Raw genomic sequence first — 12,583 nt, forward strand, 5'->3', positions numbered from 1 at the left:
GCAAGGACAGACAGGACCCCGCCATGACTTCTTCTGCCGCGATTTCCGATAACGATGCCGCCCGCTTCCTTGCGCAGGCGTCGATGGGCGCCAGCCGGGCGCTGATTGCCGAGGTCAAGTCCCTCGGCTACGGCGGCTGGCTCGATGCCCAGTTCGCCATGCCGTCCAGCGGAACGCGCTGGGACTGGCTGGTGGCCAAAGGCTTCAATGCCCTCACCTACAAAAATTCCGAGCAAGGCTTCGACGCGGCCGTCTGGCGCAAGTTGATTGCCGCGCCGGATACCTTGCGCCAGCGCGTTACGCTGGCACTGTCGGAAATCCTGGTCGTGTCGATCGACAGCCTGACGGGCTCCGGCTGGAAAGCCTTCTCGGCGGCGGCCTATCTCGATCTGCTGGAAGCGAGCGCTTTCGGCAACTACCGCACTTTGCTGGGCCAGGTATCGACCAGCGTCGCCATGGGCCAGTACCTGACCTTCCGCGGCAACCAGAAAGCGAATGCCGTCACCGGCTCGCATCCCGACGAGAACTACGCCCGCGAACTGATGCAGCTCTTCACCATCGGCCTGGTGCAGCTCAATCAGGACGGCACGCCCAAGCTGGTCAACGGCAAGCAGGTCTACACCTATACGCAGGACGACGTCAGCGGTCTGGCGCGCGTGATGACAGGCTGGGACTTCGACCTCGCCGGCGGCGACAAGAACACACCGGACTTCGTGCGCCGGCCGATGACCCAATACCCATCCCGTCACGAAACGGGCACCGCATCCCTGCTTGGCCGTACCCTGTCCGCCGGCATGAGCGGCGCGGACTAACTCTCCGCAGCGCTGGACGTGATCTTCGCCCAGCCCAACGTCGCCCCCTTCATCAGCCGCCAGTTGATACAGCATCTGGTGACGAGCAATCCGAGCCCGGACTTCGTCTCGCGCATCGCCGCCGTGTTCAACAACGACGGCAACAACGTGAAAGGCAATCTGCGCGCCGTGATCCGCGCCCTGTTGCTGGACCCCGAAGCGCGCCAGTCCAGCGCTGCCTCCGCCAGTTTCGGCAAACTGCGCGAACCCATGCTGCGCTTCCTGGCTTGGGCGCGGGCTTACAACGCCACGTCGGCCTCCGATGCCTGGGCGATCGGCAATACCTCGGATCCCGCGACCAGGCTGGGACAAAGTCCGCTGCGTTCACCGTCCGTGTTCAACTTCTTCCGCCCCGGTTATGTGCCGCCCAACAGCGCGCTGGCCACGGCAGGATTAGTGGCGCCGGAATTCCAGCTGTCGAACGAATCCTCGACTGTCGGCTATGTGAACTATATGCAGCGCGCCGTCTACTCCGGCATCGGCGACGTGAAGGCCGATTACAGCACGCTGGCGCCGCTGGCCGACAATGGCGCCGCTCTGCTGGCCGAAATCAACACGGTGCTAGCCGCCGGCCAGCTGGACGCGGAAACGCAAGCCCTGGTCGCCGGCGCCCTGAACGCCATGCCCAAAGGGACGGACAACGCCCGCCGCAACCGCATCGCTGCCGCCCTGACCCTGGTCATGGCCGCACCGAACTTTGTCGTTCTCAAGTAAGGAGCCGCCATGAACCGCAGCATGAACGCATCACGCCGCGCCTTCCTGAAGCGCGCTTCTGCACTCTCCGTCGCCGGCGTGGCAACGCCGTGGGCGCTGAACCTGGCCGCCATGGCCGAAGCCTCGGCCGCAACGGCCACCGATTACAAGGCCATCGTCTGCGTCTTCCTTTACGGCGGCAACGACTACGCCAACACGCTGGTGCCCTACGACGCGGCCAACTACAACGCCTACTTCAATCTGCGTCCCAAGCTGGCGTATGGCCGCGACGCGCTGGCGCCCACCGCGCTGCTGCCCGTCACTGCGCCGGTGGACTCCAGCGGTATCGCCCGGCAATACGCGCTGGCGCCTGAACTGGCCCCTCTGCTGCCGCTCTTCAACGCGGGCAAGATGGGCGTGCTGCTGAATGTGGGTACGCTGATCCAGCCAACCACCAAACAGCAATATCTGAGCAACGCCGTGCCGCTGCCGCCCAAACTGTTCTCGCACAACGACCAGCAATCCGTATGGCAGTCCTCCGCACCGGAAGGCGCCACGTCCGGCTGGGGCGGACGCATGGGCGATTTGTTCGAGTCCGGCAATGGCAACGCCACCTTTACTTGCGTGAACGTGTCCGGCAATGCGGTGTATTTGTCGGGACGTTCGGCGGTGCAGTACCAGGTCACGCCCAACGGTTCGGTCGCCTTTGCGGGCTTGCAAAAGCCGCTGTTCGGATCGACCGCCGCCAGCGCCGCCTTGCAAGCCCTGGTCACCCAGCAGCGCACGCACTTGATGGAGCAGGAATACACGCGCGTCGCCAAGCGCGCCATCGACGCCAACACGGTGCTCAGCGGCGCTCTGGCCGGTGGTCCTGCGATCAACACGCCTTTCCCGGCTGGGAACAGCCTGGCGGACCAGCTGAAAATGGTGGCGCGCATGATCTCCGTCGGCAGTTCGCTGGGCGCCAGGCGGCAGGTCTTCTTCGTCTCGCTGGGCGGCTTCGACAACCACGATGGCCTGAGCACCGTGCATCCGGGCTTGCTGGCGACAGTGGCGAATGCCATGTCTTCGTTCTACGCGGCGACGCAGGAACTGGGCGTGGCGGACAAAGTCACAGCCTTCACTGCCTCCGACTTCGGCCGTACGCTGACCGTGAACACCGACGGCTCCGACCATGGCTGGGGCAGCATGCACTTCGTGCTGGGCGGCGCCGTCCAGGGCCAGCGCTTCTACGGCACGGCGCCCATTGTCGCCAACAACGGCCCCGACGACGTCGGCCAGGGCCGCCTGCTGCCGACGACATCGGTCGACCAATACGCCGCCACGCTCGGCCGCTGGCTCGGCATCAGCGACAGCAACCTGCTCACCCTGCTGCCTAACCTGGCCAACTACAACGCCTCCGCCCGCACCCTCGGCTTCCTTTAATTCGGGGGCGTAATTCGGGGCAGGTCTGTCATTCGGACGCCCAAGCAGATTCTTTGCACCCGATCAAGGCGCTTCGGCAAATACCGAAGCGCCTGCAATTTGCGGTACGTCCTGACAGGAATCAACGCGCCGAGCCAGCGCCGCGCAACCGAGTCTCCAAATGACGGATCCGACCCAGAATTGTGAAAATAATCACATTTTTGCGGCTTCCTCGCGGCTTTCAAGTCTATTGCATGACGCGGAAAAAGATTTCGTCATGCGAAAGATTCCAGATTGAGTAAAATATAGGCCTTGTACGAGGAAGGCGGCCCACGCCTCACTCGCGGAACTCACATCTGATCGCATACGAGGGAATCAACATGGCAGCAGAAAATCCAAAAATCATCTATACCCTGACTGACGAGGCGCCGCTGCTGGCAACCTATTCCCTGCTCCCCATCATCAAGAAGTTCACGGCGCCGGCTGGCGTTGATGTCGTTTCCAGCGATATCTCGGTCGCAGCGCGTGTTCTGGGCGAGTTCTCGGAATACCTGACCGACGAACAAAAAGTACCGAACAATCTGGCCGCACTGGGCGCTCTGACCCTGCGTCCGGAAGCCAACATCATCAAGCTGCCGAACATCAGCGCCTCCGTGGCCCAGCTGAAGGCGGCCGTGCTCGAACTGCAAGGCCGCGGCTACAAGCTGCCGGACTATCCTGAGAATCCGAAGACCGACGAAGAAAAGGCCCTGAAGGCACGCTACGGCAAGTGCATCGGCTCCGCCGTGAATCCGGTCCTGCGCGAAGGTAACTCCGACCGCCGCGCGCCAAAGGCGGTGAAGGAATACGCACGCAAGCACCCGCACTCGATGGGCGAATGGAGCCAGGCTTCGCGCACCCACGTTTCGCACATGCACCACGGCGACTTCTACCACGGCGAAAAGTCCATGACCCTGGACAAAGCCCGTGAAGTGAAGATGGAACTGCTGACCGCTTCCGGCAAGACCATCGTGCTGAAGCCGAAGGTCGCGCTGCAGGCCGGCGAAATCATCGACTCCATGTTCATGTCCAAGAAGGCCCTGCTGGAGTTCTACGAAAAGCAGATCGACGACGCCTACAAGACCGGCGTGATGTTCTCGCTGCACGTGAAGGCGACCATGATGAAGGTGTCGCACCCGATCGTGTTCGGCCACTGCGTGCGCATCTTCTACAAGGAGGCATTCGCCAAGCACGCCAAGACCTTCGAGGAACTGGGCGTGAACGTGAACAACGGTATGGTCAATCTGTACGAAAAGATCGAGACCCTGCCAGCGTCGCAGAAGGAAGAGATCCTGAAGGACCTGCACGCATGCCACGCCAACCGTCCGGAACTGGCCATGGTCGATTCGGCCAAAGGCATCACCAACTTCCATTCGCCTAACGACATCATCGTTGACGCTTCCATGCCTGCCATGATCCGTATCGGCGGCAAGATGTGGGGCGCCGATGGCCGTCCGAAGGATGTCAAGGCCGTCATGCCTGAATCGACCTTCGCCCGTATCTACCAGGAGATGATCAACTTCTGCAAATGGCACGGCAACTTCGACCCGACCACTATGGGCACCGTGCCTAACGTGGGCCTGATGGCGCAGCAAGCCGAGGAATACGGTTCGCACGACAAGACTTTCGAAGTACCGGAAGCCGGCGTTGCCAACATCACCGACCTGGCCACCGGCGAAGTGCTGCTGACCCAGAACGTGGAAGAAGGCGATATCTGGCGTATGTGCCAGGTCAAGGACGCGCCGATCCGTGACTGGGTSAAGCTGGCCGTKACCCGCGCCCGCAAYTCCGGCATGCCKGCSRTSTTCTGGCTGGACCCRTACCGTCCRCACGAAAACGAAGTGATCAAGAAGGTGCAGGTGTACCTGAAGGATCACGACACCAGCGGCCTGGATATCCAGATCATGTCGCAGGTGCGTGCAATGCGCTACACCCTGGAGCGCGTATCGCGCGGCCTGGACACCATCTCGGTGACCGGCAACATCCTGCGCGACTACCTGACCGACCTGTTCCCGATTCTGGAACTGGGCACCTCGGCCAAGATGCTGTCCATCGTTCCACTGATGGCCGGCGGCGGCATGTACGAAACCGGCGCCGGCGGTTCGGCTCCTAAGCACGTAAAGCAGCTGGTCGAAGAAAACCACCTGCGCTGGGATTCGCTGGGCGAGTTCCTGGCGATGGCGGTGTCGCTGGAAGACCTGGGCCTGAAGTTCGGCAACGAGAAAGCCAAAGTGCTGGCCAAGACCCTGGACGAAGCGACCGGCAAGCTGCTGGACAATAACAAGTCCCCATCGACCCGCACCGGTGAACTGGATAACCGCGGTTCCCACTTCTACCTGGCGCTGTACTGGGCACAAGCCCTGGCAGCTCAGAACGAAGATGCTGAACTGAAGGCGAAGTTCACGCCACTGGCGAAGACGCTGTCCGAAAACGAGACCAAGATCGTCGACGAACTGAACTCGGTACAGGGCAAGGAAATGGACATCGGCGGTTACTACTACCCTGATCCAGCCAAGACCGAAGCCGTGATGCGTCCAAGCGCAACCCTGAACGCAGCGCTGAATTCGATCTAAATTCATTCGCTGAAACGGCGGTGCACAGCAAATGTGCACCGCCGTTTTCTTTTTTCAAATCAAAGGCTTGGATCTCAGTGGCCGGCCTTGTTAACAGACTTGTCCACAAAACCTGTTAACAATTGCTTGCGCAGAAATGCGCGCGTGATGCCGCTGGTCTCGTCCAGTTTCGTATCCATGACAAAGTGCCCGCCATCGAGTATGTGCACTTCCGCGTTCGGGTTATCGCGGCGGAAGGCGTGGGCACCGGGCTCGATGAACGCAGGATCGTACTTGCCCCACACCACCAGCGTCGGCAGCTGCCGCTGACGCAGCCAGGCTTGCCACTGCGGATACGCCGCCAGATTATGCTGGTAGTCGTAAATCAGGTCGGCCTGAATGCGCACCTGGCCGGGGCGATTCAGATACGCCCATTCGTCCATCCACAAATCGGGGTTGTAGGCTTCCACGTCGGGATCGGTGCCGATGTGGCGTCCGCGTGTGACGGCGACCGATTGGTGCGCAGCGATCACTTCCTTCTCATGGGCCGCGCGGTCCGCCCAGAACGGCTTGCGCTTGGCCCACATGGTACCGAGACCTTCTTCATAGACGTTCCCGTTCTGGAAAACCAGCGCCTGCACAGCGTCAGGGCGCGCCATCGCCATGCGCATGCCAACCGGTGCGCCGTAATCCTGCATGAGCAGCACATAGCGGCGCGCACCCACTGCGTCGGTGAATTTCTGCATGAGCTTTGCCAGGTTATCGAAGGTATAGGCGAAAGTGTCCGGGTCCGGCGCATCGCTGTTGCCGAAGCCGGGATAGTCGGGGGCGACGAGGTGGTACTCGTCGCCCAGCTTGCGCAACAGGCCCTCGTACATGCGTGAGGAACTTGGTACGCCGTGGAGCAGGAGAACCGTGGGCTTGCTGGCATCACCGGCTTCGCGGTAAGCGATGGTGACGTCGTCTACCTTGACCGTACGATAGGCTACGGGGGCTGCGTGCGCGGCGCCGGCCAGCGCGAGAGCTGCTGCTGCAAGGGCTTTCATCAGGTTCTCCTGGTCAGGGGTATCAGAACGAAAATACGGTGTAGCCGTCCGCCGAGATCTGCGCGATGCTTGGCAGGCCGGAGGTACCGGGTACGCTGTTGTCGGTGATCAGATCGAAGCCCGCCTGCTCCACTTCTTCACGGGCGCCAAACACGTCGGCGCAGCCGCAGGAAACGCCAACCACTTTGTCTTCGACGGCTTTGTAAAGCGCGTGGATTGGGTGGGCGGAATTGGCCAGCACACCTGGCCAGCGCGTGCCGGTGCCCTGGAAGTAGATACCGACTTCGGTGCCTTTCTGCTTGAAGTCATAGGCGGCTGCCAGGCCGTTGAACATACGGCCCAGTGCTTCTTCGCCGGCTTTGGGATCGGACAGGATGATGATGGCTGCTTTCATGGTTTTCTCCAATTGGTTGCTGGTCAGGGTTGGTCAGGTCTTTCACCGCAAGCTGCAGCGGATGGAAGCCATTCTATTTATTGACCAGCCGGAGAAAAACTATGCAAAACTCAATTCATTATTTCGCTCAGCGAAATCAGCGCCTAATTCAGATGGGCATGCGCGCGCAGGTCAGCCACCAGCCGGTCGATAAAATTGCGCACTTTCGACGAACCATATTTGCTTTCGCGATGCAAAACGTGGACGGGCCACACCGCCTCCTCGTAATCGGCCAGCACAATTTGAAGGCGCCCGGCGGCCACGTCATCCGCAATCTGGTAGGACAGCAATCGGCAGATACCCAGGCCAGCCAGTACCGCATCGATCGCCGCATCATTGCTGGTCACCGTCAGACGCGGCTTCATGCGCACCATGGTCGGATCGTCCACCGCGCCGAATTTCCATTCCACCCGCGGCGATATGCCACTGGCGGCGATGATGGTATGGCGCAGCAGATCCGCCGGATGCTGCGGTACGCCGTTCTTCGCCAGGTACTCGGGCGAAGCGCACAGCACGCGCCGCACCTGCCCTACTTTCAACGCCTTCAGACTGGAATCCGGCAGATGGCCAATGCGCACGGCAACATCGATTCCCTCATCGACCAGGTTCACAATTCGGTCGAGAAAGTAGGCCGATACTTCCACCTCAGGGTAGTCCTTCAGAAAACCCAGAATGCAAGGCATGATGAATGACTTCCCGAACAGCACTGAGGAAGTGACGGACAGATTGCCCTTGGGCGCCGAATTCACGCCCGCCGCCGCCTCATTCGCTTCCGCGATACTGGCCAGGATGTTGCGCGTGTCATCCAGGTAGCGGCGGCCTGCTTCGGTCAGCCGCACATTGCGCGTGGTCCGCAGTAGCAGCTTCACGCCCAGTTGTTCTTCCAGGCTCGAAATGGCGCGCGTGACAGCGGCAGGGGATAAATCCAGCCGGCGCGCGGCAGCCGCGAAGCTCTCCTCGTCGCCGACGGCGGCAAATACGTTCATCAGGTGGATCTGATCCATTTATTTCTCCGTGCGAAATGCTGATTTGCGTTGAGCGCGTATTCTTGTTCGCCGCATTATTTCGCAAAATGCAGACTACAGCAATCATCACCAGGAGAATGCAATGTCTGACAATAGCAATTTCCACGCGGGCGAACGTGCAGTGCAGGAAAGCGCGGGCGAAGCGGCGATCGCGGACCGTAACATCGCCGTGCTGACAAATACCGTGATCGCCGGAGCCCGGCCGTTTATCGCCAAGCAGTTCATGGCCGTTTTCAGTAGCGTCGACCCAGCCGGCGCCGTATGGGCGTCCCTGGTGTTTGGAAAGCCCGGCTTCCTGCATACCGATACCGGCAGCACCATCGCGATCGACGTGCCGGAAAGAGAGCGTGACCTCGCCGATCCGCTGTGGGACAACATCGCAAAGCACAGCGATGTAGGCATGCTGTTCATCGAACTCGGTTCACGCCGCCGCTACCGCGTCAACGGCCGCGTACAGCGGCTCGATGCGCACGGCGCGGAAGTCGTGATCGCGGAAGCCTATCCGAACTGCCCGAAATACATCCAGCGCCGCCAGCTGCGCCAAATGGGCGATCCTCGCTTGCCGGTGCCTTCGGCGCATGGCAATGTCCTGCGCGGCACTGTGGAAAGCATCATTCGCAATGCCGACACCATCTTTGTCGCCAGCCGGCACGCCGAAGCCGGGGCGGATGCATCGCATCGCGGTGGCGCACCGGGCTTCATCAGGCAATTGAACGAAACCACGCTGCGCATTCCCGATTACGCCGGCAACAGCCTTTTCAACACCTTCGGCAACTTCAAAATCGATCCGCGTGCGGGACTGTGCATTCCCGATTTCGAACACGGCCAGCTGCTGCAGCTTACCGGCACGGTTTCCGTGCAGTGGGATCAGAACGATCCGGCCAACGAAACCGGCGGCACGGGGCGGTTCTGGGAATTCAAGGTGGAGCAATGGATTCTTCGCGACACGCCGCAGCAGCTGGCGTGGGAGTACCTGGACGCGTCCCCTTTCAATCCACCCGTACAGGCCTGACCATGAAATATCTCGTCACCGATATCGTCCGCCACGGTGCGGCCATCAAGGAATTTCAGCTGCGCCGCGCTGATGGCGAAGCACTCCAGCACTGGGACGCCGGAGCGCACATTGTCCTGCAATTCTCCAGTGCCGACGGCAGCGCTTTCGAACGGCACTATTCATTGATTGGCCAGCCGGGCCAATCCGATGCCTATCGCATCGCTGTACAGCGCGAGGAAAACGGCAAGGGTGGCTCAGTTTATCTGCATGAAGAAATTGCTCAGGGCAGCGAAATGGAAGTAAGCGGACCTTTCAACAGCTTCCCATTAGCTGCGCCCCGCGGACGGGTCTTGCTGATTGCGGGCGGTATCGGCATTACGCCAATGATCTCCATGGCCCACGCGCTGAGCCAACTCGGGAAGCCGTTCGAGTTGCATTATCTGGCGAAGAGCGAGGAGCGGCTGGTGCTGCTGCATGAACTGCGCGCCATCCGGCACGCTACGGTCGTCCCTCACTTGTCCCGAACCTCAGGACGACTCGACCTGGCCCAACTGATTGGCGCCTACAACACTGGGGACAGCTTCTATGCTTGCGGCCCAGCGGCAGTGCTGCAAGGCTTGGGCGAAGCGGCTGAACGCCAGGGCTGGCCGGGCGATGCACGGCACTTCGAAAGCTTCGGCGCGCGCACCCAACCAGACGATGAACCACTGACGGTCGAACTATCCCTGTCACAGATGACGGTGCAAGTTGCGCCGGGAACTTCCATTCTCGATGCACTTATCGCGGCTGACGTCTTCGTTTCCTATGACTGCAAGCGCGGCGAATGCGGCAACTGCTACGCACAGGTGCAGGAAGGGCAACCTCTTCACCGCGATGTTTGCCTGACACCGCAGATGCGCACCACCGGCATGTGCACATGCGTTTCCTGGGCACAGCCGGGGCGCGTCGTGCTGGAGCTCTGACGCCCTACTCTTTCTGCGGCGGCAGCGGTGCGAATTGATAGTCTTCACGCGCGTAGGGCTTGCCGCGCTTGACGGTCAGCGCCACGCTGCGCACATTGGCGATGTTCTGCAGTGGGTCCTGCTTCAGGAACACCATGTTCGCCAACTTGCCCGCTTCCAGCGTGCCGAATTCGGCTTGCTTGCCTAGGGCTTGCGCCGCATTGGCGGTGGCCGCGATGATGGCTTCGTTCGGCGTCAGGCCGCCATACTGCACCAGTCTTTCCAGCTCGCGGTCGATCACCGGATAGGGATCGTCGCGCTCGCCGTCGGTGTCCGTTCCTGCAATGATTTTCACGCCAGCCCGATGCGCGGCGCGCGTGATGTCGCCCGCCAGTTCGATTTGACAGTGCGGCCCCTTGCGCGTGTAGACGCTGAGCGTCGCATCGAGCAGCGAGCCTGATTTTGCAAGCGCCGTGATGTATTTGCTGATGCCGGGATCGGCCGCAGTCAGGCCTTCGTAGGACGGCTCGCCATCGTGGCCGTATTGCGCCTTGTCCGACTGGCGCACATAACGCGCGATCATGCATACGTGGGACACCGCGGTCGCGCCCAGCGAATCGTATGGCGATGCGGGATAGACCTGCTGGTGCGTCCACACAGGGAAGTGCTGGCGTCTGGCTTCTGCGATCAGCTTCCTCACCAGTGGTCCCGGCAGATTGGCGTAGATTTTCAGGCCTGTAGCGCCGGTGCCGCGCGCTTGCGCCACCGCCAGCGGAATGTCGGTGTGCTCGTCCACCGAGTATAGCCAGGGCACCTGGCCCGGCACCATGCCACGTGCCGCAGCCACCGTACGCGGGTCCTTGAAGAAGCTGGGGCCTGCGACCAGCGAGGCGTAAAAGATGTCCGGCGATGAAATGTCGTTCAGCAGCGCGGCACGCGACAGCGACGCCAGCTCGCGCGCATCGCCCGCCATATCGCGTACGCCGGTCACGCCGCCATAGATATCGCGCTTCAGCTCCGCCTCGGCATACGGCCGGTCCGGATCGGTGGCGTAGTGCACATGCGAATCGATCAGGCCCGGCATGGCGTACATGCCCTGCATATCGTGGACTTGTGCATCGCCCGCTGGCTTGACTTCAGCCACAGGCATAATGGACTTGATGCGCTCCCCTTCAACCACGATCGCCATATTTGCGCGTGGCGCGGCGGTGGTACCGTCGATCAGCGTGACGCCGCGGTAAATCACTTGCTTGTCTGCCGCGTGCGCGGCCGTTGCGGCACACAGCATTGCTGCTGCCGCCCAAATTGTTCTTCTCATCCCCAGACCTCGTTGGCAACACGCAGGAAATTCAGACCCAGTATCTTGTCAATGCGGCTTGCGCTGTGACCGCGCTGCGCGAGCAGGTCGGCCAGCTTGTGGAATTTGTCCGGCCCTTGCAGATCCGGCAGGAAGGGCACGATATCACCTCGTTCGCCCGGTGCGGAAATCCCCGCGGCGCGGCGCTGCTGCACCTCCTGTTCCAGCGCCTGCATATAGGCCGGCATATCGTCGATCGCACACACGCTGCCGTCCGTGCCGATGCCGACATGGTCCTCGCCGCAGACTTTGATCGCATGCTCGATATGCGCCACCAGATCCGCAGCCATCGGCTGGCGGCCAATGGCCAGGAAAGGCATGAAGTAAATGCCGACAAAGCCGCCCTTCTCCGCCACCAGCCGCAGTTCGCGATCACTCTTATTGCGCGGCAGATCGGCCAGCGCGCGGCAGCCGGTATGCGTGATGGCGATCGGCTGGCTGGACGCAGCCGCCGCGTCGAGGCAGATGCGTTCACCGCTGTGGCTCAGATCCACCAGCACACGGTTACGGTTCAGCGCCTGCACGAGATCTCGTCCAAGCGGTGTCAGGCCGCGATTGTCCGGCACCATGGAGCCGTCACCGAATTGATTGGGGCCGTTGTAGGTCAGCTGGATCACGCGCACGCCCGATTTGGCGAACGTGTCCACGCGGCCCATATCGCTGCCCATCATGGCCGCATTCTGGAAGCCAAGGATTACGCCGGCGCGGCCTTGCTCGTGCGCCCGGCGGATGTCGGCCGCGCGCAGCACAGGCAGCAGCGCTTCCGCGTGCTGGTTCACAAAGGCGTTCCAGGCCGCGACTTCACGCACGCTTTGCGCGTACGGATCATCCTTACCGAACACGAAGCCAATGGTCATGTTGAAGGCGCTCAGCCCCGAAGCACGCGCATCAGCCAGCGAGCGCGCATCGATGCCGATCACGTTCGGGTCATCGCGCTCCGCCTGCGGACGGTTGGGATTCTCGATGCCGCCCAGCGCATCGATGATGAGCGGACGGCGTGCCCGTGAATCGCGTGCGTCCGCAGGCTGTGCCAGTGCAGGTGCGAGCCCGCCAAGCGTCGCGGCCGATGCACCGAGTCCCAGCATGCCCGCCTGCTGCAGGAATTGACGGCGGCTACTCAACGCTTGCCCTTCTCTGCTGCCGGTGCGTAAGCCAGGCATTCAATTTCCAGTTCACCGCCCAGGGCCAGCGCGTTCACGCCAAACGCGCTGCGCGCCGGCAGGCGTCCCGGCTTGAAGTAGCCCACAT

Annotated in this window: 9 protein-coding genes and 1 pseudogene; 5 read left to right on the forward strand and 5 right to left on the reverse strand. The window is 61.7% G+C overall.

Translation table 11 applies throughout. From position 1 onward, the window contains the following. Nucleotides 1–83 precede the first annotated feature (83 nt). The 3 genes and pseudogenes from AB4Z11_RS08185 to AB4Z11_RS08195 all read left to right on the forward strand — a co-directional run bounded on the left by AB4Z11_RS08185 (nucleotide 84) and on the right by AB4Z11_RS08195 (nucleotide 5,560). Nucleotides 84–1,565 (forward strand): annotated as a pseudogene (locus AB4Z11_RS08185) (DUF1800 domain-containing protein). Between the two features lie 9 nt (nucleotides 1,566–1,574). Further along, nucleotides 1,575–2,969: a DUF1501 domain-containing protein gene (locus tag AB4Z11_RS08190; protein WP_442024250.1), complete on the forward strand. Its 1,395-nt coding sequence runs from the start codon at nucleotides 1,575–1,577 to the stop codon at nucleotides 2,967–2,969. Nucleotides 2,970–3,328: 359 nt separating this feature from the next. Continuing rightward, the gene (locus AB4Z11_RS08195) at nucleotides 3,329–5,560 is read left to right on the forward strand and encodes an NADP-dependent isocitrate dehydrogenase (RefSeq protein WP_442024252.1); all 2,232 of its coding nucleotides are present in this window, start codon (nucleotides 3,329–3,331) and stop codon (nucleotides 5,558–5,560) included. 74 nt (nucleotides 5,561–5,634) lie between these two features. Here AB4Z11_RS08195 and AB4Z11_RS08200 read toward each other — a convergent pair whose 3' ends face one another. The 3 genes from AB4Z11_RS08200 to AB4Z11_RS08210 form a co-directional block, all read right to left on the reverse strand. Beyond that, entirely contained in the window at nucleotides 5,635–6,585 is a 951-nt protein-coding gene (locus tag AB4Z11_RS08200; RefSeq protein ID WP_442024254.1) for an alpha/beta fold hydrolase, read from the reverse strand. A gap of 22 nt (nucleotides 6,586–6,607) precedes the next feature. Continuing rightward, nucleotides 6,608–6,979: a DsrE family protein gene (locus AB4Z11_RS08205; protein ID WP_442024256.1), complete on the reverse strand. Its 372-nt coding sequence runs from the start codon at nucleotides 6,977–6,979 to the stop codon at nucleotides 6,608–6,610. Between the two features lie 143 nt (nucleotides 6,980–7,122). After that, nucleotides 7,123–8,022, reverse strand: a complete 900-nt coding sequence (locus AB4Z11_RS08210; RefSeq protein ID WP_442024258.1) for a LysR family transcriptional regulator — start codon at nucleotides 8,020–8,022, stop codon at nucleotides 7,123–7,125. Between the two features lie 103 nt (nucleotides 8,023–8,125). On the opposite strand from AB4Z11_RS08210, the gene AB4Z11_RS08215 reads away from it, so the two are divergent. Together AB4Z11_RS08215 and AB4Z11_RS08220 are read left to right on the forward strand one after the other, a co-directional pair. Next, nucleotides 8,126–9,055 carry a pyridoxamine 5'-phosphate oxidase family protein gene (locus AB4Z11_RS08215; protein ID WP_442024260.1) on the forward strand — a complete coding sequence of 310 codons (930 nt, stop codon included), beginning with the start codon at nucleotides 8,126–8,128 and terminating at the stop codon, nucleotides 9,053–9,055. Between the two features lie 2 nt (nucleotides 9,056–9,057). Then, nucleotides 9,058–9,999, forward strand: coding sequence for a PDR/VanB family oxidoreductase (locus AB4Z11_RS08220; RefSeq protein WP_442024262.1), 942 nt, complete (start codon nucleotides 9,058–9,060; stop codon nucleotides 9,997–9,999). A 4-nt stretch (nucleotides 10,000–10,003) separates the two neighbouring features. Here the strand turns inward: AB4Z11_RS08220 and AB4Z11_RS08225 are convergent, their stop codons facing one another. Both AB4Z11_RS08225 and AB4Z11_RS08230 read right to left on the reverse strand, forming a co-directional pair. Then, nucleotides 10,004–11,296 carry an amidohydrolase family protein gene (locus tag AB4Z11_RS08225; RefSeq protein ID WP_442024264.1) on the reverse strand — a complete coding sequence of 431 codons (1,293 nt, stop codon included), beginning with the start codon at nucleotides 11,294–11,296 and terminating at the stop codon, nucleotides 10,004–10,006. Then, nucleotides 11,293–12,456, reverse strand: a complete 1,164-nt coding sequence (locus AB4Z11_RS08230) for a dipeptidase (protein ID WP_442024266.1) — start codon at nucleotides 12,454–12,456, stop codon at nucleotides 11,293–11,295. Before AB4Z11_RS08230 ends, AB4Z11_RS08225 begins: the two co-directional genes overlap by 4 nt. Between the last annotated feature and the right edge of the window lie 127 nt (nucleotides 12,457–12,583).

The sequence above is a fragment of the Pseudoduganella sp. RAF53_2 genome (assembly GCF_052113985.1).
GTDB lineage: Bacteria > Pseudomonadota > Gammaproteobacteria > Burkholderiales > Burkholderiaceae_D > Rugamonas.